This is a genomic window from Streptomyces sp. CB09001, from assembly GCF_003369795.1.
Lineage (GTDB): Bacteria > Actinomycetota > Actinomycetes > Streptomycetales > Streptomycetaceae > Streptomyces.
The window spans coordinates 4,389,370-4,413,119 of sequence record NZ_CP026730.1; the positions used below are offsets into that span (position 1 = coordinate 4,389,370).

Here is a 23,750-nt window from a genome sequence, read left to right on the forward strand (position 1 = left end):
GTCTCTCCCATGACGACAACGCAGAATGCCTCGGCACCGACCTTCCGCTACTCGGCCGTCACCTTCGACTGCTCCGACCCCGCCGCGCCGGCCCGCTTCTGGGGCGCGGCCCTCGACCTCCCCGTCGCCTTCAACACCGACGACTTCTACCTCCTCGGCGGCAAGGACGGCGCGCCCGGCCTCGGCTTCTACCGCCTCCCCGACTACCGCCCGCCGACCTGGCCGGGCACCGACCAGGAGAAGCAGGCCCACATCGACGTGGGCGTCGAGGACCTGGACGCGGGGGAGGCCCGCCTGCTCGCCCTGGGCGCCACGAAGCCCGACTTCCAGCCGTCCCCGGACCGCTGGCGAGTACTGCTGGACCCGGCGGGGCACCCGTTCTGTGTGTCTACGGTGGCGTGACAGCGGTCGGTACGGTTCGGTACGGCGCCGGTGATGTACGGCCCCCGGCCGCCGTGGCGCCGCCCGGGCTCAGGAATCCAGCGTTAGAGGCACCTGCTCCGCGGCTGGGCCCAAGTAGGTGTACTCGGTGGCCCGTGCGATACCCACGGCATCCAGGCTCTGTCTGAACCGGACCCGGAAGTGGACGTTGTCCCCAAGGCCGGGGCGCATACGCAGCAGTGCCTCGGGCTCCTCGAAGTGGACGTCGTAGGCGGGCGCGTTCTTGGCCGTGCCCGTCTTCACCTTGACCCACCCGCTCTCTCGCAACTCTGTGATGCGGCCGGAGATGGTGAGCTCTTGGTCTCGGGGCTGGGTCTCGCGGAGACGGGCGACGAAGTGTCGGCCACGTTCGCTCAGGCGGGCGCTGCGCACACCACCATTGGCGTCGTACCAGGTCACATCCAGGTTCAGCGCGTACTTGTCCAAGGCGCGTGCTACGGCATCCACGGAGTCGAAGAGCCGTGACCACTCCTGGACGTCCTCCTCGGACTCCAGCGCGTCCAGGAGCCGGGTGAAGGCATGCATGCCCGTGCTGGTCGCGGAGGTGGCCGGGACATCGAGTACCGCCTCGTCCGTGGCGTGTGCGGAGACAGGGCGGGCATGGATCACGGTGCTTCCCGCCGAGAGGCCGGTGAGTTCCAACTGGACCGGGGTTCGCGCGGCTGCGGAGACGGCCCGCTCCACGGGATCCAGCAGGGCATCACCCCACTGGAAGCGGAGTGCACCGCTCCCAGTGTCCGGTCCGGTGAGGCGGAGCCGCAACTCCTCGTCGAGGCGGGCGTTCGGCTCGTACTCGCGTGCCGCGGCAAGGCGGCTCGCCCGGTGATCGGCCTCGATCGCGTCGTCGTGGCGTTCCTCTGTGCCCATGTCCGCCAACAGGCGTTCTGCGGCCTCTGCGGCTCCGGGGTCATCCCTCAGAAGCGCGCGTCTGCGCTTACGCCAGCTGTCACTACTGGTCACAGTCGCACCTCCAGATACCCGCGCGCCGGGACAGCACTGTCCTCCGAGGGGGAACGGACCGCGTGGTCGGGCAACCGGCAACGCTGCCACCAGTCGTCCCACACACCCCTTTCCATAAAGTATGTCCGTTCCTCAGGGGTCATGCGCTCAGGCCGGAAGACGTTGCCGACGGGGCGGTACCCGACTCTCGTAGGCGAAACGCCGTACCTTTCCTTCACGCTGTCCCTGCTCTTGAACGCGACGGTGAGCCACTTGGAGCCGGGTTTACCGCGTACCGCGCGCTCGGCCCTGGTGTCGATCAGCAGAGTCGCATCGATGTTCTGTGGGTCGATCTTTGCGCTGACGTAGCTGCCGCCCAGCCACAGCCTGTGGACGAGGACGAGTCCGCCGAGTTCGTCGGCGTATGTGTCCTCAAGGGTGAGGAATCGCTCCAGATAGCCGTGTAGCCCGTCCCACAGTTGGGTGCGGGTGGCGGACTCGCGGAACTCGGGCGCGCTGACCAACGTGGATTCTGCTTCGTCGAAGGAAACCGAGTACCGGCCCAGCGGCAGGAATCCGTTGGGAGCGAAGGAAGGCAACACGGGCTGTGGTCCTGTCGGTGCGTTGGCGTCCAGGGGGAGTCACGACGTGCCGTGCGGTCCATCCTGCCGTCACGGGAGGTGGGCCGACGGCGTTTTCGCCGACGTGACTCGTCCTACGGAGCACGCCGGGCAGTACGTCACTCGTCGTCAAAGATCTCTTCTGTGGTGGACGCCGTGACGGCGCGGAGAAGCCAACGGAGCTGGGTCTCAGGGTCCTGACAGTCCGCGACCTCTTTGCGGGTGGCCTCAGAGAGGACGAGCCCCCGCTCTCCCAGAAGCAGCAGGAGATGCTCCGTGCGGAACTTCGTGATGCGCTCAACACGGTCCTTCTCGCGGTCCCGCTCAAAAATGATCGTGCTCACGAGATGCTTCCAGACGATCCCGGTCGGGTGGGTGTGAAGACCCTGGGCCGTCAGAGCGATGAGAGGGTTGGCGTTCACGACGGGGAGATCCCGCAAAGCGGTGGACAACGTGTCCAACGCAAGCCCGATGCCCCGTGTGGCCGGATGCATGATGGCCGACAGCGCGGTCAGGGCCGGGTCGGCGCGGATTTTGTCGGGGTCGGTGATCAGCGGCAGATTGTCGGGTCCTGCGACGAAGGGGTGGAGAGTGAGGGCGGGCGGCTGAACCGGCCCGCTGGCCACGGGCTGCGCGGCCCAACGCGCTGTGTCCTGGTCGGGGCACATGATCAGCAGAGCCGTAGGTAGCCGAAACTCGGTCCACAGGTATGCGACGTGGTGCGCCCAGTGCGCGGGCCGTCGGCGATCCTGCCGGTCCTGTGCCTCGATCAACAGGAGAAAGTTCTCCTGCCCTGCGGTTTCCAGCTGTAGCACCGTGCTTCCCCGGCAGGCGAGAGCGCTCCAGTTGCCTGCGCCCGAGAACAACACAGTCGCCTGAGTGATGGTGGGAACGGCGATCCCCAGCTGTGGTGCTACGCGAGCGAACAGACCGGGATCCTGATGGAACAGGCGATGCATCGCGTCGACGGGTGGGCTGGGCATGGGGACACCGGGTTTCTGGGGAGAAGCGTTGAACGAGATGGGCCGGACTGTGCACTTCAAGCGATTACCCCTGCCGTCCGGCAGTCGCGGCAGCGGTTTTCAGCCTCGGGGGCCCGGAAGCCGCGGTCGCAGCCCTCGCAGTTCTGGAGTGGGTGCCGCGGCGGCGGTACGGCGGCCGACGGCGTACGGAACGGGGGCGGCGGTGGCAGCCGGTCGGTGAGGCGGTGGGCCAGGAGGGCGGCCGGGCGGCGCAGGGGCTCGTCGGGGAGGTCGGTGGTCAGGGCGTGGCGTACGGCGCCGGGGGCGACGTCGCGCTCCAGCCAGGCGGCGACGCCCGGGACCAGGTGGGCGGTGTCGGTCGCGGAGAGCAGCAGCCGGGAGTCGTGGCGGCGCAGGGTGGCGAGGAGGTCGAGTGCCTGCTGGAGGAGCGTGGGGGCGGTGCTGCTCGGCTGCGGTACGGCGGGGAGTGCCTTGTGGACCGTACGGCGTGGCGGCGGGGGCGTGCGCTTCGCGGGTGGGCATCCCGTGTCGGCCGGTTCGCGGCGGCGGTCCGCGTGGGGCTGGTTGCAGGAGACCGTGCGGGTGACGATGCGGCCGGTCTGCGTGCGGTGGCGTTCGCGGCGCAGGTAGCCGTGGGCCTCCAGTTCGCGCAGGGCGGCGGCGATACGGGTCGGCCCCTCCGGGAAGCGGGCGGCGAGCGATTTGATGTCGGCGCCCGCGCCGGTGGGCAGCGACTGGAGGTGGCAGCCGAGGCCGATCGCGAGGAGCGACAGGTCCTTGTGCTGGACCAGGTGGTTGCCGATCACCACGAAGCGGGTGGTGTGGCGGGTGTTGTCGTGGGTGATGCCGCCGCCGTGGCGACGCGTACGGGTCGGATTGTCGGCTGGGGCTGACTGGGCGCGCGAGGGCGCGCTAGGGTCTTCGGTATCCATCGGGAAGGTTCTGTTCCTTGCTTCCTGGGTGGTAGGCCCTCGCACCGGGATGCCAGTCCCAGCGGGGGCCGATGTCTTTTCGGTTGTGCTTGCTTGCGCTGAGAGTAGGGGAGTTGGGGACCCGGAAATCCAGCTCAACCGGCGATGTTCACCCACCCGAGTGACGAAGCGCCTCGGGCGGGAGGGGTGGGGCTTGGTAGGGGTCATTTCCCCGGGTTTTTTGTCTTGGTAGGGCACCGACGGCACCGGAACCTCAGAACGTGGGTTCCGGTGCCGTACAGCGCAGTTCGGCCCACACGGTCTTGCGCGGGAAGCGGCCCTCCGTCACTCCCCAGCGGTGCGCCAACGCCTCGACCAGCAGCAGGCCCCGGCCGGATTCGGCGTCGGAGGCCGGCTTTTGAGGGGCGGGGAGTTCCTGGCCCCGCGTGTCGGTGACCTCGATGCGGAGGATGTCGCCGACGACGTACAGGGTGAGCCGGAAATCGCGGCCGGGGACGCGTCCGTGGTCCGCCGCGTTGTTGGCCAGCTCGGCGACGAGGAGGCGTGCCGGGTCCAGGGGTAGGCCCCAGGAACGCAGCTGCTCGGTCGCGAGCAGGCGGGCGAGGCGGGCGCCGCGTGGGGTGGGAGAGAGCTGCACGCTGAAGTTGCGGACGGACGCGGTGAGTTCGGTGGTGGATTTCTGGTTCACGTCACTCAGCGTGGCGATGTGTGCGTACCGTGAGAAGTGACTCAGCGGGTACGTACGGTGACTGTCCGGCGCTTGTCCAGTGGTGTCGGCGCTGTCGGGGAAGGGGCACGGGATGACGGTCGAGACGGACGAGTCGGGGTGGGAGGTCGACCCCGACGACGAGTGGGGCGTCGCGGTCATCACCACGGTGGGACGGCAGTTGAAGCTTCGCCGGGAGGCGGCGGGGATGCGCGCCGGCGACTTCGGAGTGGCGGTCGGGTACGGGGAGGACCTCGTCTACAAGGTCGAGGGCGGCAAGCGGATTCCCCGGCAGGAGTATCTGGACAGGGCCGACGAGGTGCTGGGGGCCGGTGGGCTCCTCTCGGCGGCCTGGGAGGACGTGAAGAAGGTCCGGTACCCGAAGAAGGTGCGGGAGCTGGGGAAGCTGGAGGCGAATGCGGTTGAGATCGCGCTGTACGAGTGCCACATCATCCCGGGGCTGTTGCAGACGCGGGAGCACGCACGCGCTGTGATCGGAGCGGCTCAACCGCCGTACTCGCCGGATGACGTGGAACGCATGGTGGCCGCGCGTCTGGCCCGGCAGTCGGTCTTCGAACGCTCACCCGCACCCGCGCTCAGCTTCGTCCTGGAAGAGGGCCCTCTGCGACGGCCCATCGGCGGCACAATGGTCTGGCGTGAGCAGCTTGAACGCCTGCTGGAGGTGGGTCGGTTGCACAACGTCGTGCTTCAGGTGATGCGGACGAACTGCGACACCCATTCCGGCTTGGACGGGCGGATCGAGCTGCTGAAGTTCCCGGACGGCACGGCGGTGGGGCGCTCCGACGGAGCCTTCAACAGCCGACCGATCGCCGAGCCCAGACACCTGCGCATCCTCGAACTGCGGTATGGCACGATCCGGGCTCAGGCACTCTCACCGGGGGAGTCGCTGGCGTTCATCGAGCAACTGCTGGGAGAAACATGATCCGCAAGACCGAACTGGTCTGGTTCAAGAGCAGCTACAGCGGCGGAAACGACGGCAACTCCTGCGTAGAACTGGCGTTGACCCCCGCCACCATCCACATCCGGGACTCCAAGCACACCGACGGCCCCCGCCTCACCCTCACCCCTGCCGCCTGGGCGAGCTTCCTGCCGTACGCGGCGCAGCGCTGACCTCGCTGACCTCCTGCGTGCCGACGACCGACAGCAGCTCCAGCAGACCCGCGCTGTCGGTCCCGACGGCCGGGGTGAACCACAGGAGCCGCTGGCGGCCGTCCTCGCTGAAGAGGTTGAGGCAGTTGACCTCGACCAGGCCGATCACCGGGTGGACGAGCCGTTTGCGGTCGTGGCGCCGGAACGCCACGTCGTGGTCGGCCCACAGCGCGGCGAACTCGGGGGAGACGCCGAGCAGCGTACGGATCATCGCGCCGGCCTCCGTGTCCTTCGCGTCCCGCCGGGCGGCGGCGGCCCGCAGGTCGGCGACGAAGGAACGGGACTGGTACGCGTGGTCGGCCTCGGGATAGAGCAGCCGGGCCTCCGGCTCGGTGAACCACCGGTGCACGAAGCTGGCCCTGGGCCCCCGGTAACCCGACTGGTCCCCGAGCAGCGCCACGGCCAGCGGATTCTGTACGAGGGTGACGTGCAGGTCGGTGATCACCTGTGCCGGGGTCGAGTCCAGTTGCCCCAGCAGGTCCAGCATGCCGGGGTGGACGTGCGACGCGGCGCCGCCCTGCACGGGTACCGGCCGGTCGGCGAGCCGGTACAGGTAGTCCCGCTCGTCGGCGGACAGCCGCAGCGCACGCGCCAGGGCGGCGATCATCTGCTCGGACGGCTGGGACCCGGCGCCGCGCTCCAGCTCGTTGTAGTAGTCCACGGACGCCCCCGCGAGGTGGGCCACCTCCTCGCGGCGCAGCCCCGGCACCCGGCGGCGCGGTCCGGCCGGGAGTCCGACGTCGGCCGGGCGGATGCGCTCGCGCCGCGACCGCAGGAACGATCCCAGCTCGGCGTACTTCACAGCGCTCATGCGGTCCATTCTGCGCCGGGCCGGGCCGCCGACCCAGGGGATGGCATCCCCTGGCTGCGGCGGCCGACCGGGCGCATCGTGGAGCCATGACCACGCACACGAATCAACAGACCGCCGTCGAACGGGTCGCCGTCGTCACCGGCGGATCCCGCGGCATCGGCCGGGCGGTCTCCCAGAAACTCGCCGAGGACGGCCTGGCCGTCGTCGTGAACTACGCCAGTGACGCCTCGGCCGCCGACGAGACGGTGGCGGCGATCACCGACGCCGGTGGACGGGCGATCGCCGTACGGGCGGACGTGGCGGAGGAGAAGGAGGTCGCCGCCCTGTTCGACCGGGCGGAGGAGGAGTACGGCGGTGTCGACGTCGTCGTGAACGCGGCCGGGCGGATGACCCTCTCGCCGATCGCCGACCTGGACCTGGCGGCGCTGGACGCCATGCACCGCACCAACATCCGCGGCACCTTCGTCGTCGCCCAGCAGGCGGCACGGCGACTGCGTACCGGGGGGTCGTTCGTGGGCTTCTCGACGTCCGTCGTCGGCACGCAGTTCCCCACGTACGGCGCCTACGCGGCGAGCAAGGGCGCCGTGGAGGCCATGACCATGATTCTCGCGCGTGAGCTGCGCGGCCGGGACATCACCGTGAACACGGTCGCGCCCGGACCGACGGCGACCGACCTGTTCCTCGACGGCAAGACCCCCGAGCAGGTGGACAGGCTCGCGAAGACCCCGCCCCTGGAGCGGCTGGGCACCCCGGAGGACATCGCCGCGGTGGTCGCCTTCCTCGGCAGCCCCGCCGGGCACTGGGTGAACGGCCAGATCCTGCGCGCCAACGGAGGGATGATCTGACATGCCTTTCGCCCACTTCAAGGTCCCCGCGGGCACTCTCTCGGCGGAGGACAAGAAGAAGATCGTCGAACGCACCACCGACCTCTACGCGGAGATCTACGGGGAGCGCGCCCGTCCGACCACCGTCGTCCTGGTCGACGAGGTCCCGGACGGCGGCTGGGGCGTCGCGGGCAACGTCCTCACCGCCGCGATGCTGAACGGGGAGGGGTAGCGTCACGGGGAGGCCGGCGTCGCCGGGAGGCCTTCGTCTCATCCAGTGATCGGGTGCTGGCCATGGGGTTTACATGCGCGTAACACTTAAGTGTCCCGCGCGCGGCAACGGCGCCGAGCGCCTCCCACCGGTCGCTGTATGCGACCGGTGCCCGCCGTGCCAGAAAGGGCCCCTGTGACGACGCGAAGCGAGACGCAGACCACCCTCGACCACCTGCTCACCGAGATCGAGCACCGCAATCCGGCCCAGCCCGAGTTCCACCAGGCGGCCCACGAGGTCCTGGAGACCCTGGCGCCGGTCGTCGCGGCCCGCCCCGAGTACGCCGAGCCGGGGCTCATCGAGCGGCTGGTCGAGCCGGAGCGCCAGGTGATGTTCCGGGTGCCGTGGCAGGACGACGAGGGCCGCGTCCGCGTCAACCGGGGCTTCCGCGTCGAGTTCAACAGCGCGCTGGGCCCGTACAAGGGCGGTCTGCGCTTCCACCCGTCCGTCAACCTGGGCGTCATCAAGTTCCTGGGCTTCGAGCAGATCTTCAAGAACGCGCTGACCGGCCTCGGCATCGGCGGTGGCAAGGGCGGCAGCGACTTCGACCCGCACGGGCGCAGCGACGCGGAGGTCATGCGGTTCTGCCAGTCCTTCATGACGGAGCTGTACCGGCACATCGGCGAGCACACGGACGTCCCGGCGGGCGACATCGGCGTCGGGGGCCGGGAGATCGGCTACCTCTTCGGCCAGTACCGCCGGATCACCAACCGCTGGGAGTCCGGCGTCCTGACCGGCAAGGGCCAGGGCTGGGGCGGCTCGCTGATCCGCCCGGAGGCGACCGGTTACGGCAACGTGCTCTTCGCGGCGGCGATGCTGCGTGAGCGCGGCGAGGACCTGGAAGGCCAGACCGCGGTCGTCTCCGGCTCCGGCAACGTGGCGATCTACACCATCGAGAAGCTGACCGCCCTCGGCGCCAACGCCGTCACCTGCTCGGACTCCTCCGGCTACGTCGTCGACGAGAAGGGCATCGACCTCGACCTGCTGAAGCAGATCAAGGAGGTCGAGCGCGGCCGCGTCGACGCGTACGCCGAGCGCAGGGGCGCCTCTGCCCGCTTCGTGCCCGGCGGCAGCGTCTGGGACGTTCCGGCCGACCTCGCCCTGCCGTCCGCCACGCAGAACGAGCTGGACGAGAACGCCGCCGCCACCCTCGTCCGCAACGGCGTGAAGGCGGTCTCCGAGGGCGCGAACATGCCGACCACCCCCGAGGCCGTCCACCTGCTCCAGCAGGCGGGCGTGGCCTTCGGCCCCGGCAAGGCGGCCAACGCGGGCGGCGTCGCGGTCAGCGCCCTGGAGATGGCGCAGAACCACGCCCGTACGTCGTGGACGGCGGCGCGGGTCGAGGAGGAGCTGGCGGACATCATGACCAGCATCCACACCACCTGCCACGAGACCGCCGAGCGCTACGACGCCCCCGGCGACTACGTCACCGGCGCGAACATCGCCGGCTTCGAACGCGTGGCCGACGCGATGCTGGCCCAGGGCGTCATCTGACGGACCTGACGGACCTGACGGACCTGACGGACCCGACGGACCCGACGGCCGAGAACATCGTCCTCGCCTGACGCCGGCGCGTCATCCGGCGCGCACTTTGCAGCTGGGGCCCGCATCCCTCGGGGTGCGGGCCCCAGCTGCATATACGTTTCGCAGCTGCTCCAGCCCCTGGGACCACTGCGAGGAATTCGCAGTTCCGAGAACACGGATTCCCGCTCATGCGGAATCCTCGTGCAATTCTCCACGCGCCCTGCGCTGCGGAAATTCCTTGATATGTGCCGCGCAAAGCCGTCCCATCTCCGGCTGACCGCCGTACGGAACGGTTCCGCGTACACGGACCGGGTCCGCCTGCGCGACATCACCGACGAACTCGGCAACGCCCTGGGCGCCCCCGTCCTCTCCCGCTGAACCGCCCCACCACGGCGGGTCGCCCAGGGAGCGGCCTCAGTGGTCGGAGTAGCTGAAGTCGCCCACGGTCCAGGCACTGACGTCCTCGAGCGCCACGCGGTACATCCCGCCCGTCTCCGGGATCCCCATCGTGCCCTGGAGGATCCGGGCGACATGGAAATGCAGGTGCGTGGGCGGTCCGTCGGGTTTCGCGGGGGCCTCGAAGACGGTGGAGAAGTCGCCCAGGTCGGCGGAGTCCGTCAGCACTTCCGAAACCCTCTGCCTCCACACCCTCTCGGGGGCCAGGCGACCGGTGATGACAGCACCGTGGGTGATCACGGTCAAGGACATCCGGCTGCTCTGTCCGGACTCCACGAGAGCAGCGATGTCAATGAGCAGCTCGTCAGGCTTCGACATGAGGACGGATTTTATCCGCCTCTCCTCCCGGGTGGAGCGGTCGGTGGCCCTACCGCGGGGGACGGCCGCTCCCGGAGCCGTCGCCGGAGGCTTCGGCGCCACCGCGTCGCAGTTCCTCGTTGATGCGCTGGGCCTCTTCGAGCTGGTCCTCCAGGATGATGATGCGGCAGGCTGCCTCGATGGCGGTCCCCTGGTCGACCATCTCGCGGGCGCGAGCGGCGATACGCAGCTGATAGCGGGAGTAGCGGCGATGGCCGCCCTCCGAACGCAGTGGCGTGATCAGCCGCGCTTCACCGAGGGCCCGCAGGAAGGCGGGCGTCGTGCCGAGCATCGCGGCGGCTCGTCCCATGGTGTACGCGGGGTAGTCGTCGTCGTCGATTCGGTCGAGCGGTGTACCTGCGGTCATCTGCACCTCTGTTCGGGGAATGCGTCGAGGGGCCTTGGTGCCGAACGGCACCAAGGCCCCGAGGGATTTGTAACACCATCTGTCGGCCTACTGTGCCGACCTTCTGATTCCGCGCCGCCCCTTCAGGGGGGACGGGCAGTTGAGGGATCGCGGATGCGTGACCGTGGGACCACCTTCCGTTCCGGGGCCTGCGGTACCCGGTGAGAACCTTCTCGCCCGGGCGATCCTGATGGCGTCCTCCTCCTTCTCTGCCGTACCTGTCGGTGTCCTTGTTCTGCGTGTTGCCGACGGGCAGTTCGTCTCTGCCGCGCCTTGCCGACTTCTTGGCTACGACAGAACACTAACCGCGACGACGGCCACATGTCTACATCAGCCACTACAGTTTTTACTCCATGAGAGTGAGCGACTTTCTGTAACGGGTCCACTCGCGAGTCCACTTGTACGGGCCACCCCGGCGGTGGTGTACCCCGTCCGGCCCTGGTGGCGGTCCCGGGCCCGCGGCGAGACTTGCGCGCATGCAGAAGCTCTCCCTCGACGCCCTAGCCCGCGAGCACCTCGAACGCGCCGCCGCCGGTTCCAACGGCCGCAGCGCCACCACGGTCCACGGCGGCCACGAGCTGGTCCTGCGGCAGACCCTCCTCGCGCTGACCACCGGCACCACCCTCGCCGAGCACGAGAACCCCGGTGAGGCGACCGTCCAGGTCCTGCGCGGCCGGGTCCGCCTCACCAGCGGCGACACCTCCTGGGACGGCCGCGCCGGTGACCTCATCCTGATCCCCCCGGCCCGCCACAGCCTGGAGGCGCTGGAGGACTCGGCGGTCCTGCTGACGGTGGCCAAGACCGGCTGACCGGCTGACCGGCCGGCCGGCCGGCCGGCGGGCCGGCGGGCCGGGGGCGCCGGCTGAACCGGAGGCGAACAGCCCGGGAACACACCACGGAGTCCGGGCGGCGGCTTGCCGAACCCCCTACCGTTCGCGTGCGCACTGTTCTTGTCTGTTCGAATGGTGCGTGCAGTGGACAACGGAACATCGGTGCCCGAGCGGGCGGAGGTCCGGCTGAGACAACCGCTCCCCCCGCTCGTCGTCGCCCCGCCGGACCCGAAGCCCTCGGGGCGCCGGCGGGCGGGCGGGCGGCTGTACGTCATCGACGGCATCCGCCTGCTGGCCGCGCTGATGGTGGCCGCGCACCACTACGCCGGGACCTGGCGGGCCGACCGCCCCGGCAACCTGATCTGGGACCGCCCGGTCTCCGAGATCATGCCCACGGTGTTCCGCTTCGCCTCCTACGGCTGGATAGGCGTCGAGATCTTCTTCGTCATCAGCGGCTTCGTGATCTGCATGTCGTGCTGGGGCCGCAGCCCGCGCCAGTTCTTCGTCTCCCGGGTGATCCGGCTCTACCCGGCGTACTGGTTCGCGGTCCTGTTCACCACGGCCGCGCTGATCGCCGTACCCGGCGTGTGGGAGCGCCTCCGGCTGCGCGAGGTCCTGCTCAACCTGACCATGCTCCAGTCCGGCTCCGGCGTCCCCAACGTCGACGGCGTCTACTGGACCCTCTGGTCCGAGCTGCGCTTCTACCTGCTCTTCCTGGTCGTCGTCGCCATGGGACTGACGTACCGCAGGGTCGTGGTCTTCTGCTGCGTGTGGGGCGCGGTCGCGATGCTCGCGCCGGTCGCCCGCCTGCCCCTGCTCGAACTGGTCGCCAACCCGGACGGCGCCTGGTACTTCATCGCGGGCCTCGCCCTCTACCTCATGCACCGCTTCGGCCAGGACCTGCTCCTGTGGGGCATCCTCGCCATGGCCTGGCTGATGGGCCAGCTGGAGCTGGGCAACCGCATCGAGGAGGTCGAACGCGTCTCCGGCTGGCGCGGCAGCGTGGCGATCTTCACGGTCTTCCTGCTCTTCATGGTCGCCGTGGCGCTCGGGTACACCGACCGGATCCGCTGGAAGTGGCTGGTCACGGCAGGCGCCATGACGTACCCCCTCTACCTGGTCCACTACGCGGCCGGCACGGCCCTCATCGCCCGCCTCCACGACACGATGGACGCCCGCCTGCTGATCGCCGTACTCATCACGGGCTTCCTGCTCCTGAGCTACCTGATCCACCGCTTCGTGGAACGCCCGCTGTCACGACTTCTGAAGAAGGGCCTGGACACGTCCTTCGCCCGGCTGCGCAACGCGGACAACCGCCCCTGAGGCACCGCTGACCGGCCTCCCGATCGATGGGACCATGTCGGAACATCGGATCGAACGACGACGCACGGGGAGGCCGCGCACGACATGGCCCGGTACACGGAGGCACTGACCGTCGAGCGGGGCGGTTTCCGGATCAAGGTTCCGGAATCCTGGTGGGAGTTCGACGTACGCCCGGAGTCCCGGGACGACTCCATCCGCCGCATGGTCGACGACCGCATACGCCAGCACCCCGAGCTGAAGCCCTCCCGCGCCGCCTACGTCACCTTCCTCCAGAAGGCGGCCTCCGACGCGTGGAAGTCGGGCGCGCTGTACTGCGGCTGCATGGCCGAGAGCTTCGGCGGCGACACCCCGATCACCGGCTCGGTCACGGTCTCCCTGATCGGCGGCCGCACGTCCACCGGCGACCCCCTCCCCACCGACCCGGGCGCCATCGCCGCCCAGCTCGCGGTCAAGGAGGCGAAGAAGCCCGGCGACTCCTGGCGCGAGGTCACCACGGTCGACATCCCCGGCGTGGGCCCCGCCGCACGCACCCAGGGCGTCGAGGACATCCCGATCCCGGACGACGCCCTGAACCGCACGGTCCGCGCCGTGCTCATGCAGACGTACATCCCGGTCCCCGGCCAGGAGGGCAAGGTCGCCCTGGTCGCGGGCAGCAGCCAGGTCCTCGACCTCGCGGACTCCTTCTTCGACATCTTCGACGCGATCACGTCGACGTTCCGGTTCGCGGGGTGACGAAGGACTGGGACTGGCGGACCGGCGATCGGCTGTTGGCTCTCGACGACCCGGCGGAGTGGGACGCCGCTTTCGCGCGCGGCGAGCGCGGCCTTGGTACGGCGGCCATCGGACTCGCCTTCAACTGCTCGCTGGAGGAGGCGTCACCCCGGATCGTCAGGGCGATGCGACTCCCGGACGTCGCCCAGCGAGGCTTCGCCTTCACCGCGGCGGGGACGGCGGCCCGACTCAACGGCACGCTGACGCCGGAGCTGTACGCCGCACTGCGGGCGGAAGGACCGGGCCGCAGGAGCATCGCCGTGAACGCCATCGACGACACCCTGACCTTCGTACCCTTCCGACGACTGCCGACGTGGCTGAAGTGCTGGAGCGTCGTCTCAACGGTGCGGAACAAGCTGGACGCGTGGCGGCTGAGCCTCGCCTACGCGGCGAGCGACGCCTGGAGAGCAGTACGCAGACGCTGAGTACCTTTCTTCGAGCGATCGCGTCTTGTAAATTCACGTGTGCGTACGGGTGGTTGCTGATGCGACGCGTGAGCTGACGGGGGTTGCGGGATGGTGGGCCACAGGCCTAGTGACTGGCATGTCCTGGACCTGGAAAAGGACCCCACTCCGGGGGATCCGCAGCGGGTACGCACCCTCGCCAAGACGCTGCACGACTTCGCCGACGACGTGTCCGAGGCGTTGCGTCTGGTGAAGGGGATGGCGGGGGAGTCGACACTCGCTGAGTGGGCGGGCAAGTCGGCGACCGTCTTCAAGGAGGAGTTCTCGGGCGTTCCGAAGAACTTGACGAAGCTGGAGAAGTCGTACGGGATGTGCGGCGACGCTCTCGCGGACTTCTGGCCGAAGCTGGAGCGGGCGCAGGCGCTGGCGGACAAGGCCCTGGTCAAGGCGAGGGAAGCCCGCCAAGACCTGACCTCGGCGCAGTCCCGGCTGACCTCGGCGGACTCGTGGATGGCGCGGGCGTCGAAGGAGGCGGACAAGTACAAGGACGATCCGACCGGCAGCAAGTCGGACGCGGACAAGCCGGACGAGGCGAAGGTCCGTGCCGCCACCCGGGATGTTCAGCACGCCAAGACCGCTCACGCCAACGCTCAGTCGGCCGTCGACTCGGCGCAGAGCGCGCTGGACGCGGCGAAGAAGATGGCCGAGGACGCGCGCAAGATGCGTGAGGGCGCGGCGCGGGAGGCCAAGGGCAAGATCGACGAGGCGTCCGACGCCGGTATCCAGAACCGGTCCTGGTGGGAGGACGTCGGCGACTGGTTCTCCGACAACTGGGACACCATCGTCGCGGTCTGCAAGGTCGTCGTCGCGGTCGTCGGCATCGTCGCGATGATCATCGGCGGGCCGATCCTCGGCGCGATCGTGCTGGTCGCCGCCCTCGTCGTCCTTGCGGACACGCTCTACAAATACAGCAAAGGGCAAGCATCCCTGTGGGACGTGGGACTGGCGGCCCTGGACTGCATACCCGGCATGAAGGGCCTGACCACCCTCGGGGGACTCGCCAAGGGGCTCAAGGGGGGTATGGCAGCAGTCAAGGGGCTCAAGGGGGGCCTGAAAGCGGCGGCACTCGGAGTCCGTGGTCTCGCCAAGAGCGGCCGGACAGCTGTCGTCGACGGTGCGAAGGGGGCCTACAACCGGGTCAAGTCCCAGATCAAGCGCTGTGGTGACCCAGTAGACCCGGCCACCGGCTACATGTTCATGGAGCAGGTCGACATCGCGCTGCCCGGGACGCTTCCACTCCTCTTCACGCGACGTGTGTCATCCGGATACCGCAGTGGCTGGTGGTTCGGTCCTGGCTGGGCTTCTACGATCGACCAGCGTTTGGAGGCCGACGACCGCGGAATCGTGTTCGTGACTGAAGACGGCATGCTGCTCACCTACCCTCATCCCGAGGGTGCGGACGGCACCGTCCTCCCTGAATCCGGTCCTCGGTGGCCGCTCATGCGCCTGGACCAAGGCGGATACCGGATTGTCGACCCAGGCACGGGCCACAGCCGTGATTTCGCACCGGTCAGTGACGGATGGTCGCCTTTGGTCTCCATCACCGACCGCAACGGCAATTCGATCGCTTTCACATACGACTCCGACGGTGCGCCCTCCGCCGTCGAGCACTCAGGCGGCTACCGCCTTGCTTTCACTGTCGATGAGCAGCGTGTCACCTCGCTGCGTCTGGGGGTTCGGCATGAGGCCGGACCGGACGAGGAGATCACGCTCAGGCGCTACGGCTACTCCGATGGCTCCCTGACCGAAGTGATCAACGGCTCGGGCAGGCCGACGCGGTTCACCTACGACGAACGTCTGCGCATCACGTCGTGGGAGGACACGAACAACTCCCGCTATCACTACGCCTACGACTGCAATGACCGTTGCGTGTGGCAGGGCGGCGTCGCAGGGCACCTCGTCAACACCTTCTCCTACGGACACGTCGATTCAGCATGGCCTGGCTGCTCGATCACCGAGGTCACCACAGCCGACGAAGCGGTCTCTCGATACGCAGTCGATCAAGCCTGCCTGGTCGTCGGTGAGGTCGACCCCGTGGGTCGCATCACACGCCATGGATTCGACAGTCGTAACCAGCTGATTACACGTACTGATCCTCTCGGACACCTGACTCACTACACCTGGGACGGACACAGCAATCTGACCGCCGTCGAACACGCTGATGGCGCTCGTACCACCATGATCTACGACAGCTTCGATCGACCCACCGAAGTCGTGGAGCCCGGAGGTGCCACGTGGCGGTACACGTACGACGATCGCGGTAACCACCTGACGACGTGCAGTCCGGAGTCGGCGGTCACCCACTTCTCGTACGACGCCATGGGACGGCTGACCGCTGTCACGGACGCCTGCGGCAGCACCGTGACGGTCGAGTGCAATCCCGCCGGCCTGCCCATCCGTGTGACGGACCCGGCGGGCGGTACGACCCACTACGGCAGGGACGCCTTCGGGCGCCCGGTCAAGGTCACCGATCCCTCGGGTGCCGTCACGTGCCTCTCCTGGACGGTGGACGGAAAGATCGCGTGTCGGGAGACAGCAGATGGCAGCACCGAGTCGTGGACGTATGACGGTGAGGGGAACTGCACAAGTCACACCGACGCGCTAGGGGGCGTGACCACATTCGAGTACACGCACTTCGACCTGCTGGCGGCTCGCACCGAGCCGGACGGCACACGTCAGTTCTTCGAGCACGATGCAGAGCTCAGGCTCCGTAAGGTAGTCAGCCCACTCGGTCTGGAGTGGACCTACGATTACGACCCCAGTGGCCGCCTGGTGGCGGAGCAGGACTTCGACGGCCGGACGCAGCGCTTCGTACACGACGGGGTTGGCCGGCTGGTCTCCGTGACGACCCCGTCGGGTCAGACGATTCGCTATGAGCGGGACGCCATGGGACGTGTGACAGCCAAGGATGTGGCGGGTGCGGTGACCACGTACGCGTACGACGAGGCGGGAGCCCTGACCGCGGCCGCCGGCCCTGAGGCGGTGCTCGCCTTGCAACGCGACCGTGAGGGACGCGTGGTGGCGGAAACGGTCAATGGACGGACCACGACGTACAGCTACGACGCGGTGGGTCGCCGGACGGACCGCATGACCCCCTCCGGCGCAGTGAGTCAGTGGTCCTACGACGTCGTCGGCAACCTCACCGCTCTGGCCGCTCTTGACCAGCGCCTGTGTTTCACCCATGACGTGGCTGGCCGCGAGGTGGCCCGACGCATCGGTGAGCATGCCGTGCTGGAACAGACTTACGACGTCATGGGCCGTCTGGAACGGCAGGAACTGGTTGCCGGTCCGGACAACTCGGTCGTGCGGAGCCGCACGTATGCCTACCGTCCGGACGGGTACCTCGTCGCCAGTACCGATCGGCTCAACGGGGACCGTCACTATGACGTGGACGCCCGGGGACGAGTTACTGGAGTTCGGGCGGCTGACTGGTCCGAGGAGTACGCGTATGACGCGGCCGGCAACCAGAGCCAGGCCTCGTGGCCTTCCGGCTCGCCGGGGCACGAAGCCGTCGGCCCGCGCGAGTACCTGGGAACTCGACTGAGTCGCGCCGGGGGTGTCCGCTACGAACACGACGACGCGGGCCGGATCACGGTACGCCGCAAAAGACGGCTGTCACGCAAACCGAGCGTCTGGCGCTACACCTGGGACGCCGAAGACCGACTGACGTCCGTGGTCACCCCGGACGGCGCATGCTGGCGATACCGGTACGACCCGCTGGGGCGCCGAATAATGAAGGAGCGCTTGGCAGCATCCTCCGAGGCCGTGATCGAGCAGGTGTATTTCGTCTGGGACGGGAGCACTCTGTGCGAGCAAACCAGCACCAGCTGGGAGAGCCCGGAAGCGATCACGCTCACATGGGAACACGACGGCCTTCGCCCTCTGACCCAGACCGAACGCAAGACGACGTCTGACTCGGGCGTGGCACAGCGCGAGATCGATCGCCGCTTCTACGCAATCGTGACTGATCTGATCGGTACGCCCACGGAGCTCTTGGACGACCAAGGCAACATCGCTTGGCGTACCCGCTCGACAGTGTGGGGCCTTACGGCCTGGAACAGCGACGCCGCGGCCTATACCCCGCTTCGCCACCCCGGGCAGTACCACGATCCTGAGACCGGTCTCAACTACAACTACTTCCGCTACTACGATCCGGAGACGGCGCGCTATCTCAGTTCCGACCCACTCGGACTGTCCGCCGGACCGAATCCCGACACCTACGTTCACAACCCGCACACCTGGGCGGATCCACTCGGCCTGGCCCCTTGCCAGAACGACGAGATCCTTCCTGAGGGATACACGCCGTCTCCGGCTCTGGAGAAGGACCCATATCACCCGGACATGGTCAAGCGGCGGCGAGCGGAGAACGCCGAGCTGTACGCCGCCAGCCCAGCGGACAGGGCTGCGGAACTGGGCTACAAACGTCGTATCTCACCTCAGAAGGCGCCCTTCCACTCGCATGGGCAAGAGGTCTTCTTCAACGGCAAGAACTACATCACGCCAGATGTGGACGGCCACAACGTGTCCGACGGCTGGAAGATGTTCAACAAGAAGGGACAGAGGATCGGTACCTATGACGCGGACCTCAACTACATCAAGAAGTGAGAACTTCGCCGTCAGGGTGCTGGCCACCCCGCCACCGGGCGGGACCGAAGGCGCCGGCGAAGCATGGGGCTGTATCAGGGTGGGGGAGTTCGAGGAGCGTTTCCCCATGAGCCTGAGCTACTGGAACGTCGCCCGGTACGAAATGAGCTGGCGACGATGTCTGGAGCTACTCGTCGAGGGTGGGCCGGACACGACATCGTGCCTCGTCACGTCGATCACAGACCCGGCGAACAGCAACTTTGTCTTCTGCTGGCCGCTGTACAGATCCGGAAGCATCGTCCACGTACAGAACTCGATCATGTTCCTGGACGAACTGGAAGAGGAGTTCGCGCCCGACGAGCCCTGGCGCTTCGTGGAGCAGAGGTCCACGGTCGATGAGGACGGGCAGGAGATCTCCGAGTGGCGGACGACCGTCCAGGACGTGGAGAGGTTCCTCCAGGCTGAGGCGCGCTGAGGCGCGTCGGCATACCGCCCGGTGACGTGGGGTACAGTCATCCGCTTCGATTGGCCAGGCCCGCGCCCCGTATGGCAGACTAGCGGGGTTGCTCGGTCGAGTGCCGATGCTGCGCGCCTCCCGCCGGGGGGACCGGAAGCGAGTCCCACAGTACTCGTCGCTCCTGCTCAGGGGCGGACGTACGGGAATCTTCCGGGAAGCGTCAGCGGGGTGCAGGCCAGGCGCCCGGTGGGCCTCTCGCCCCCGGCCCGCGGTTCCGGAAGGGTCCGCACTCCCAGGCAGGGAAGTCCCGAAAAGGGACATCCATGTCAGCGAGGGTGCGACACGCCCGACCGCGTGGGTCGGAGGGGGAGCGGAATGGACAAGGGCCACCGGGTCCAGAGCGTTACGAGAGACAGGACTACTGAGTAGCCATGGCGGGACAGAAGATCCGCATCCGGCTCAAGGCCTACGACCACGAGGTCATCGACTCTTCGGCGAAGAAGATCGTCGAGACGGTGACTCGCACTGGTGCGTCGGTCGCGGGCCCGGTGCCGCTGCCCACTGAGAAGAACGTGTACTGCGTCATCAAGTCGCCGCACAAGTACAAGGACTCGCGCGAGCACTTCGAGATGCGCACGCACAAGCGCCTGATCGACATCCTCGACCCGACCCCCAAGACCGTTGACTCTCTGATGCGACTCGACCTCCCGGCCGGTGTCGACATCGAGATCAAGCTCTGAAGGCCGGTGATCTGAGAATGGCTAAGCAGATCAAGGGCATCCTGGGCGAGAAGCTCGGCATGACGCAGGTGTGGGACGAGAACAACCGTGTTGTTCCGGTCACCGTCGTCAAGGCCGGCCCCAACGTCGTCACCCAGGTCCGCACGAACGACGTCGACGGCTACGAGTCCGTCCAGATCGCGTTCGGCGAGATCGACCCGCGCAAGGTGAACAAGCCCCTCAAGGGCCACTTCGCCAAGGCCGACGTCACCCCCCGCCGCCACCTCGTCGAGATCCGTACGGCCGACGCCTCCGAGTACACGCTCGGTCAGGAAGTCAGCGCCGAGGTCTTCGAGTCCGGCGTGAAGGTCGACGTCACCGGCAAGAGCAAGGGCAAGGGCTTCGCCGGTGTCATGAAGCGTCACAACTTCAAGGGCCTCGGCGCCGGACACGGCACCCAGCGCAAGCACCGCTCGCCCGGTTCCATCGGTGGCTGCGCCACCCCGGGCCGCGTGTTCAAGGGCCTCCGCATGGCCGGCCGCATGGGCAACGAGCGGGTCACCACCCAGAACCTGACCGTCCACGCCGTTGACGCGGAGAAGGGTCTGCTGCTCATCAAGGGCGCGGTTCCCGGTCCGAACGGCGGCCTCGTCCTGGTCCGCACCGCGGCCAAGGGGGCCTGAGGTACCGATGAGCACTGTTGACATCCTTTCGCCTGCCGGCGAGAAGACCGGAAGCGTCGAGCTCCCCGCGGAGATCTTCGGCGTGGAGAAGATCAGCATCCCGCTGATCCACCAGGTCGTCGTCGCGCAGAACGCCGCTGCCCGCCAGGGCACGCACAAGACCAAGCGTCGCGGCGAGGTCCGTGGTGGCGGCAAGAAGCCGTACCGCCAGAAGGGCACCGGCCGCGCCCGCCAGGGTTCGACCCGTGCGCCGCAGTTCGCCGGCGGTGGCGTCGTCCACGGCCCGCAGCCGCGTGACTACTCGCAGCGGACCCCGAAGAAGATGAAGGCCGCGGCCCTGCGCCACGCCCTCACCGACCGGGCCCGCCACAACCGCATCCACGTCGTCACCGGCGTCATCGAGGGCGACAACCCGTCCACGAAGGCCGCCCGGACGCTGTTCGGCAAGATCTCGGAGCGCAAGAACCTGCTCCTGGTCGTCGACCGCGCCGACGAGGCCGCGTGGCTGTCCGCCCGCAACCTGCCCCAGATCCACATCCTGGAGCCGGGCCAGCTGAACACGTACGACGTTCTCGTCTCGGACGACGTGGTCTTCACCCAGGCCGCGTTCGAGTCCTTCGTGTCTGGCCCCGACAAGGCCGCTGACACCGAAGGGAGCGAAGCCTGATGGCTACGCGTCACCCGAGCATCGCCTCCAAGGCGGCCAAGGCCGCCAAGGCCGCGCGCGTCGCCAAGGCGCGCCGCCACGAGGCCGAGGGCAAGAACACCGTCGTCACCCCGGCCAGCAAGGCGTTCACGGACCCCCGTGACGTGCTGCTGAAGCCGGTCGTGTCCGAGAAGAGCTACGCGCTCCTCGACGAGAACAAGTACACGTTCGTCGTCGCGCCGGGCTCCAACAAGACCCAGATCAAGGAGGCCGTCCAGGCGGTCTTCTCGGTCAAGGTCACCGGGGTCAACACGATCAACCGCCAGGGCAAGCGGAAGCGGACCCGCACGGGCTTCGGCAAGCGTGCCGACAGCAAGCGCGCGATCGTGACCCTCGCCGAGGGCGACCGTATCGACATCTTCGGCGGTCCGACCTCCTGACGGAGGTCCGGATCGTCCGGAATCGGACGAGGACTGAGAAATGGGAATCCGCAAGTACAAGCCGACTACGCCGGGCCGTCGTGGCTCCAGCGTCGCCGACTTCGTCGAGGTCACGCGGTCCACGCCGGAGAAGTCGCTGGTCCGCCCGCTGCACAGCAAGGGCGGCCGTAACAACGCCGGTCGTGTGACCGTTCGCCACCAGGGTGGCGGACACAAGCGCGCCTACCGTGTCATCGACTTCCGTCGGCACGACAAGGACGGCGTGCCGGCGAAGGTCGCGCACATCGAGTACGACCCCAACCGCACCGCGCGCATCGCGCTGCTGCACTACGCCGACGGCGAGAAGCGCTACATCCTCGCCCCGCGCAACCTGCAGCAGGGTGACCGCGTCGAGAACGGTCCCGGGGCCGACATCAAGCCGGGCAACAACCTGGCGCTCCGCAACATCCCGGTCGGTACCACGATCCACGCGATCGAGCTCCGTCCCGGTGGCGGCGCCAAGTTCGCCCGCTCCGCCGGTGCCTCCGTGCAGCTGCTCGCGAAGGAGGGCTCGATGGCCCACCTGCGCATGCCGTCCGGAGAGATCCGCCTGGTCGACCAGCGCTGCCGCGCCACGGTCGGCGAGGTCGGCAACGCCGAGCAGAGCAACATCAACTGGGGCAAGGCGGGCCGCAAGCGGTGGCTGGGCGTTCGCCCGACCGTCCGTGGTGTGGTCATGAACCCGGTGGACCACCCGCACGGTGGTGGTGAGGGCCGGACCTCCGGTGGTCGTCACCCCGTGTCCCCGTGGGGCAAGAAGGAAGGCCGTACTCGTTCGCCCAAGAAGGCGTCGAACAAGTACATCGTCCGCCGCCGCAAGACGAACAAGAAGCGCTAAGGACGGGTTGAGATGCCTCGTAGCTTGAAGAAGGGACCCTTCGTCGACGACCACCTGATCAAGAAGGTGGACACGCAGAACGAAGCCGGTACCAAGAACGTCATCAAGACCTGGTCCCGTCGCTCGATGATCGTCCCGGCGATGCTCGGCCACACGATCGCGGTGCACAACGGCAAGACCCACATCCCGGTGTTTGTCACCGAGTCCATGGTCGGCCACAAGCTCGGCGAGTTCTCGCCGACGCGCACCTTCCGGGGTCACGTCAAGGACGACCGGAAGTCGAAGCGCCGCTAACGCGGGGTGGAATGACCATGACAAACACTGAAGGGACAACCATGGAAGCCAGGGCCCAGGCGCGGTACATCCGCGTCACGCCCATGAAGGCCCGCCGCGTGGTGGACCTCATCCGTGGCATGGATGCCACGGAGGCTCAGGCGGTCCTGCGTTTCGCCCCGCAGGCCGCGAGCGTGCCGGTCGGCAAGGTGCTGGACAGCGCCATCGCCAACGCCGCGCACAACTACGACCACACCGACGCCGACAGCCTCTTCATTTCCGAGGCGTACGTCGACGAGGGCCCGACCCTGAAGCGGTTCCGTCCGCGTGCCCAGGGCCGCGCCTACCGGATCCGCAAGCGGACCAGCCACATCACCGTGGTCGTCAGCAGCAAGGAAGGAACCCGGTAATGGGCCAGAAGGTAAACCCGCACGGGTTCCGGCTCGGTGTCACGACCGACTTCAAGTCGCGTTGGTACGCCGACAAGCTGTACAAGGACTACGTCAAGGAAGACGTCGCCATCCGTCGGATGCTGACGTCCGGCATGGAGCGCGCCGGCATCTCCAAGGTCGAGATCGAGCGCACCCGTGACCGCGTCCGCGTGGACATCCACACGGCTCGTCCGGGCATCGTCATCGGCCGCCGCGGTGCGGAGGCCGACAAGATCCGCGGTCAGCTCGAGAAGCTCACCGGCAAGCAGGTCCAGCTGAACATCCTCGAGGTCAAGAGCCCCGAGACCGACGCTCAGCTGGTTGCCCAGGCCGTCGCCGAGCAGCTCTCCTCCCGCGTCTCCTTCCGTCGCGCCATGCGCAAGAGCATGCAGGGCACGATGAAGGCCGGCGCCAAGGGCATCAAGATCCAGTGCGGTGGCCGCCTCGGTGGCGCCGAGATGTCCCGCTCGGAGTTCTACCGCGAGGGCCGTGTGCCCCTGCACACGCTCCGCGCGAACGTGGACTACGGCTTCTTCGAGGCCAAGACGACCTTCGGCCGCATCGGTGTGAAGGTCTGGATCTACAAGGGCGACGTCAAGAACATCGCCGAGGTCCGCGCCGAGAACGCCGCCGCCCGTGCCGGCAACCGCCCGGCCCGTGGCGGCGCCGACCGCCCGGCCCGCGGTGGCCGCGGTGGCGAGCGTCGTGGGCGCAAGCCGCAGCAGCAGTCGGCTCCGGCCGCCGAGGCTCCCAAGGCCGACGCGCCCGCCGCTGCCGCTCCGGCTGAGAGCACCGGAACGGAGGCCTGACCG

29 protein-coding genes are annotated in these 23,750 nt (G+C 68.2%); 21 read left to right on the plus strand and 8 right to left on the minus strand.

Annotated elements, in window-relative coordinates:
• The first annotated feature begins 9 nt into the window (after positions 1-9).
• Positions 10-402, plus strand: a complete 393-nt coding sequence (locus tag C4J65_RS20485; RefSeq protein WP_115743701.1) for a VOC family protein — start codon at positions 10-12, stop codon at positions 400-402.
• Positions 403-471: 69 nt separating this feature from the next.
• On the opposite strand, the gene C4J65_RS20490 is transcribed toward C4J65_RS20485, so the two are convergent.
• From C4J65_RS20490 to C4J65_RS20510, 5 genes are all read right to left on the minus strand, one after another.
• On the minus strand, positions 472-1,401 hold the full coding sequence (locus tag C4J65_RS20490) for a hypothetical protein (RefSeq protein WP_162833258.1): 930 nt from the start codon (positions 1,399-1,401) through the stop codon (positions 472-474).
• Entirely contained in the window at positions 1,398-1,982 is a 585-nt protein-coding gene (locus C4J65_RS20495; protein WP_115743703.1) for a hypothetical protein, read from the minus strand. Before C4J65_RS20495 ends, C4J65_RS20490 begins: the two co-directional genes overlap by 4 nt.
• 137 nt (positions 1,983-2,119) lie before the next feature.
• On the minus strand, positions 2,120-2,983 hold the full coding sequence (locus C4J65_RS20500) for a hypothetical protein (RefSeq protein ID WP_115743704.1): 864 nt from the start codon (positions 2,981-2,983) through the stop codon (positions 2,120-2,122).
• Positions 2,984-3,039: 56 nt separating this feature from the next.
• Positions 3,040-3,915 carry a helix-turn-helix domain-containing protein gene (locus C4J65_RS20505; protein WP_115743705.1) on the minus strand — a complete coding sequence of 292 codons (876 nt, stop codon included), beginning with the start codon at positions 3,913-3,915 and terminating at the stop codon, positions 3,040-3,042.
• A gap of 253 nt (positions 3,916-4,168) precedes the next feature.
• Positions 4,169-4,603 (minus strand): ATP-binding protein, encoded by a 435-nt coding sequence (locus C4J65_RS20510; RefSeq protein WP_115743706.1) that lies wholly within the window; start codon positions 4,601-4,603, stop codon positions 4,169-4,171.
• Positions 4,604-4,715: 112 nt separating this feature from the next.
• Here C4J65_RS20510 and C4J65_RS20515 point away from each other — a divergent pair, with 112 nt between their 5' ends.
• Together C4J65_RS20515 and C4J65_RS20520 are read left to right on the plus strand one after the other, a co-directional pair.
• Positions 4,716-5,564, plus strand: a complete 849-nt coding sequence (locus C4J65_RS20515; RefSeq protein WP_115743707.1) for a helix-turn-helix transcriptional regulator — start codon at positions 4,716-4,718, stop codon at positions 5,562-5,564.
• Positions 5,561-5,752, plus strand: coding sequence for a DUF397 domain-containing protein (locus tag C4J65_RS20520; RefSeq protein WP_115743708.1), 192 nt, complete (start codon positions 5,561-5,563; stop codon positions 5,750-5,752). The genes C4J65_RS20515 and C4J65_RS20520 overlap by 4 nt, the downstream gene beginning before the upstream one ends.
• Here the strand turns inward: C4J65_RS20520 and C4J65_RS20525 are convergent.
• Positions 5,703-6,611 carry a helix-turn-helix transcriptional regulator gene (locus C4J65_RS20525; RefSeq protein ID WP_205351041.1) on the minus strand — a complete coding sequence of 303 codons (909 nt, stop codon included), beginning with the start codon at positions 6,609-6,611 and terminating at the stop codon, positions 5,703-5,705. The genes C4J65_RS20520 and C4J65_RS20525 overlap by 50 nt on opposite strands.
• A 77-nt stretch (positions 6,612-6,688) precedes the next feature.
• On the opposite strand from C4J65_RS20525, the gene C4J65_RS20530 reads away from it, so the two are divergent.
• The 4 genes from C4J65_RS20530 to C4J65_RS37080 all read left to right on the plus strand — a co-directional run bounded on the left by C4J65_RS20530 (position 6,689) and on the right by C4J65_RS37080 (position 9,599).
• Complete coding sequence (locus C4J65_RS20530; RefSeq protein WP_115743710.1) at positions 6,689-7,447, plus strand: SDR family oxidoreductase; 759 nt, start codon at positions 6,689-6,691, stop codon at positions 7,445-7,447.
• Position 7,448: 1 nt separating this feature from the next.
• Entirely contained in the window at positions 7,449-7,658 is a 210-nt protein-coding gene (locus tag C4J65_RS20535; protein ID WP_115743711.1) for a 4-oxalocrotonate tautomerase family protein, read from the plus strand.
• A 174-nt stretch (positions 7,659-7,832) separates the two neighbouring features.
• Positions 7,833-9,191 (plus strand): NADP-specific glutamate dehydrogenase, encoded by a 1,359-nt coding sequence (gene gdhA / locus C4J65_RS20540; protein ID WP_162833259.1) that lies wholly within the window; start codon positions 7,833-7,835, stop codon positions 9,189-9,191.
• Between the two features lie 273 nt (positions 9,192-9,464).
• Positions 9,465-9,599 (plus strand): hypothetical protein, encoded by a 135-nt coding sequence (locus C4J65_RS37080; protein WP_275898163.1) that lies wholly within the window; start codon positions 9,465-9,467, stop codon positions 9,597-9,599.
• 36 nt (positions 9,600-9,635) lie between these two features.
• On the opposite strand, the gene C4J65_RS20550 is transcribed toward C4J65_RS37080, so the two are convergent.
• Together C4J65_RS20550 and C4J65_RS20555 are read right to left on the minus strand one after the other, a co-directional pair.
• On the minus strand, positions 9,636-9,995 hold the full coding sequence (locus C4J65_RS20550; protein WP_115743713.1) for a hypothetical protein: 360 nt from the start codon (positions 9,993-9,995) through the stop codon (positions 9,636-9,638).
• Between the two features lie 49 nt (positions 9,996-10,044).
• A complete protein-coding gene (locus C4J65_RS20555; RefSeq protein WP_115743714.1) occupies positions 10,045-10,401 on the minus strand; it encodes a MerR family transcriptional regulator in 357 nt (118 codons plus the stop codon).
• 515 nt (positions 10,402-10,916) lie between these two features.
• Between C4J65_RS20555 and C4J65_RS20560 the strand changes: the two genes are divergently transcribed.
• From C4J65_RS20560 to rpsC, 14 genes are all read left to right on the plus strand, one after another.
• Positions 10,917-11,249, plus strand: a complete 333-nt coding sequence (locus C4J65_RS20560) for a cupin domain-containing protein (RefSeq protein ID WP_115743715.1) — start codon at positions 10,917-10,919, stop codon at positions 11,247-11,249.
• A 165-nt stretch (positions 11,250-11,414) separates the two neighbouring features.
• A complete protein-coding gene (locus C4J65_RS20565) occupies positions 11,415-12,593 on the plus strand; it encodes an acyltransferase (protein ID WP_240330478.1) in 1,179 nt (392 codons plus the stop codon).
• 84 nt (positions 12,594-12,677) lie between these two features.
• Complete coding sequence (locus C4J65_RS20570) at positions 12,678-13,325, plus strand: hypothetical protein (protein WP_115743717.1); 648 nt, start codon at positions 12,678-12,680, stop codon at positions 13,323-13,325.
• A complete protein-coding gene (locus C4J65_RS20575) occupies positions 13,322-13,789 on the plus strand; it encodes a hypothetical protein (protein ID WP_115743718.1) in 468 nt (155 codons plus the stop codon). Before C4J65_RS20570 ends, C4J65_RS20575 begins: the two co-directional genes overlap by 4 nt.
• Positions 13,790-13,879: 90 nt before the next feature.
• Positions 13,880-18,433: a DUF6531 domain-containing protein gene (locus tag C4J65_RS20580; RefSeq protein ID WP_115743719.1), complete on the plus strand. Its 4,554-nt coding sequence runs from the start codon at positions 13,880-13,882 to the stop codon at positions 18,431-18,433.
• A gap of 106 nt (positions 18,434-18,539) precedes the next feature.
• Positions 18,540-18,887 (plus strand): hypothetical protein, encoded by a 348-nt coding sequence (locus C4J65_RS20585; protein WP_115746551.1) that lies wholly within the window; start codon positions 18,540-18,542, stop codon positions 18,885-18,887.
• A 413-nt stretch (positions 18,888-19,300) separates the two neighbouring features.
• Positions 19,301-19,609: a 30S ribosomal protein S10 gene (gene rpsJ / locus C4J65_RS20590; RefSeq protein ID WP_003948644.1), complete on the plus strand. Its 309-nt coding sequence runs from the start codon at positions 19,301-19,303 to the stop codon at positions 19,607-19,609.
• A 17-nt stretch (positions 19,610-19,626) separates the two neighbouring features.
• A complete protein-coding gene (rplC, locus tag C4J65_RS20595; RefSeq protein WP_007443982.1) occupies positions 19,627-20,271 on the plus strand; it encodes a 50S ribosomal protein L3 in 645 nt (214 codons plus the stop codon).
• A gap of 7 nt (positions 20,272-20,278) precedes the next feature.
• A complete protein-coding gene (gene rplD, locus C4J65_RS20600; protein WP_115743720.1) occupies positions 20,279-20,938 on the plus strand; it encodes a 50S ribosomal protein L4 in 660 nt (219 codons plus the stop codon).
• On the plus strand, positions 20,938-21,357 hold the full coding sequence (gene rplW / locus C4J65_RS20605) for a 50S ribosomal protein L23 (RefSeq protein ID WP_003974265.1): 420 nt from the start codon (positions 20,938-20,940) through the stop codon (positions 21,355-21,357). Before rplD ends, rplW begins: the two co-directional genes overlap by 1 nt.
• A gap of 40 nt (positions 21,358-21,397) precedes the next feature.
• Positions 21,398-22,234, plus strand: a complete 837-nt coding sequence (gene rplB / locus C4J65_RS20610; RefSeq protein WP_030400225.1) for a 50S ribosomal protein L2 — start codon at positions 21,398-21,400, stop codon at positions 22,232-22,234.
• Positions 22,235-22,246: 12 nt separating this feature from the next.
• Positions 22,247-22,528, plus strand: a complete 282-nt coding sequence (gene rpsS, locus C4J65_RS20615; RefSeq protein WP_003974263.1) for a 30S ribosomal protein S19 — start codon at positions 22,247-22,249, stop codon at positions 22,526-22,528.
• A gap of 41 nt (positions 22,529-22,569) precedes the next feature.
• Positions 22,570-22,917 (plus strand): 50S ribosomal protein L22, encoded by a 348-nt coding sequence (gene rplV / locus C4J65_RS20620; RefSeq protein WP_003974262.1) that lies wholly within the window; start codon positions 22,570-22,572, stop codon positions 22,915-22,917.
• Complete coding sequence (gene rpsC / locus C4J65_RS20625; RefSeq protein WP_115743721.1) at positions 22,917-23,747, plus strand: 30S ribosomal protein S3; 831 nt, start codon at positions 22,917-22,919, stop codon at positions 23,745-23,747. The genes rplV and rpsC overlap by 1 nt, the downstream gene beginning before the upstream one ends.
• Positions 23,748-23,750: the final 3 nt, after the last annotated feature.

Excerpts from the sequence above, each read along its gene's own strand:
- C4J65_RS20580 (WP_115743719.1), top strand. The coding sequence starts at position 13,880 with ATGGTGGGCCACAGGCCTAGTGACTGGCATGTCCTGGACCTGGAAAAG.
- rpsJ (WP_003948644.1), top strand. The coding sequence starts at position 19,301 with ATGGCGGGACAGAAGATCCGCATCCGGCTCAAGGCCTACGACCACGAG.
- C4J65_RS20560 (WP_115743715.1), top strand. The coding sequence starts at position 10,917 with ATGCAGAAGCTCTCCCTCGACGCCCTAGCCCGCGAGCACCTCGAACGC.
- rplD (WP_115743720.1), top strand. The coding sequence starts at position 20,279 with ATGAGCACTGTTGACATCCTTTCGCCTGCCGGCGAGAAGACCGGAAGC.
- rplV (WP_003974262.1), top strand. The coding sequence starts at position 22,570 with ATGGAAGCCAGGGCCCAGGCGCGGTACATCCGCGTCACGCCCATGAAG.
- C4J65_RS20505 (WP_115743705.1), bottom strand. The coding sequence starts at position 3,915 with ATGGATACCGAAGACCCTAGCGCGCCCTCGCGCGCCCAGTCAGCCCCA.
- rpsS (WP_003974263.1), top strand. The coding sequence starts at position 22,247 with ATGCCTCGTAGCTTGAAGAAGGGACCCTTCGTCGACGACCACCTGATC.
- C4J65_RS20555 (WP_115743714.1), bottom strand. The coding sequence starts at position 10,401 with ATGACCGCAGGTACACCGCTCGACCGAATCGACGACGACGACTACCCC.
- rpsC (WP_115743721.1), top strand. The coding sequence starts at position 22,917 with ATGGGCCAGAAGGTAAACCCGCACGGGTTCCGGCTCGGTGTCACGACC.
- C4J65_RS20485 (WP_115743701.1), top strand. The coding sequence starts at position 10 with ATGACGACAACGCAGAATGCCTCGGCACCGACCTTCCGCTACTCGGCC.
- C4J65_RS20530 (WP_115743710.1), top strand. The coding sequence starts at position 6,689 with ATGACCACGCACACGAATCAACAGACCGCCGTCGAACGGGTCGCCGTC.
- C4J65_RS20520 (WP_115743708.1), top strand. The coding sequence starts at position 5,561 with ATGATCCGCAAGACCGAACTGGTCTGGTTCAAGAGCAGCTACAGCGGC.
- C4J65_RS20585 (WP_115746551.1), top strand. The coding sequence starts at position 18,540 with ATGAGCCTGAGCTACTGGAACGTCGCCCGGTACGAAATGAGCTGGCGA.
- C4J65_RS20525 (WP_205351041.1), bottom strand. The coding sequence starts at position 6,611 with ATGGACCGCATGAGCGCTGTGAAGTACGCCGAGCTGGGATCGTTCCTG.
- C4J65_RS20500 (WP_115743704.1), bottom strand. The coding sequence starts at position 2,983 with ATGCCCAGCCCACCCGTCGACGCGATGCATCGCCTGTTCCATCAGGAT.
- rplC (WP_007443982.1), top strand. The coding sequence starts at position 19,627 with ATGGCTAAGCAGATCAAGGGCATCCTGGGCGAGAAGCTCGGCATGACG.
- C4J65_RS20550 (WP_115743713.1), bottom strand. The coding sequence starts at position 9,995 with ATGTCGAAGCCTGACGAGCTGCTCATTGACATCGCTGCTCTCGTGGAG.
- rplB (WP_030400225.1), top strand. The coding sequence starts at position 21,398 with ATGGGAATCCGCAAGTACAAGCCGACTACGCCGGGCCGTCGTGGCTCC.
- C4J65_RS20515 (WP_115743707.1), top strand. The coding sequence starts at position 4,716 with ATGACGGTCGAGACGGACGAGTCGGGGTGGGAGGTCGACCCCGACGAC.
- C4J65_RS37080 (WP_275898163.1), top strand. The coding sequence starts at position 9,465 with ATGTGCCGCGCAAAGCCGTCCCATCTCCGGCTGACCGCCGTACGGAAC.
- C4J65_RS20535 (WP_115743711.1), top strand. The coding sequence starts at position 7,449 with ATGCCTTTCGCCCACTTCAAGGTCCCCGCGGGCACTCTCTCGGCGGAG.
- C4J65_RS20570 (WP_115743717.1), top strand. The coding sequence starts at position 12,678 with ATGGCCCGGTACACGGAGGCACTGACCGTCGAGCGGGGCGGTTTCCGG.
- rplW (WP_003974265.1), top strand. The coding sequence starts at position 20,938 with ATGGCTACGCGTCACCCGAGCATCGCCTCCAAGGCGGCCAAGGCCGCC.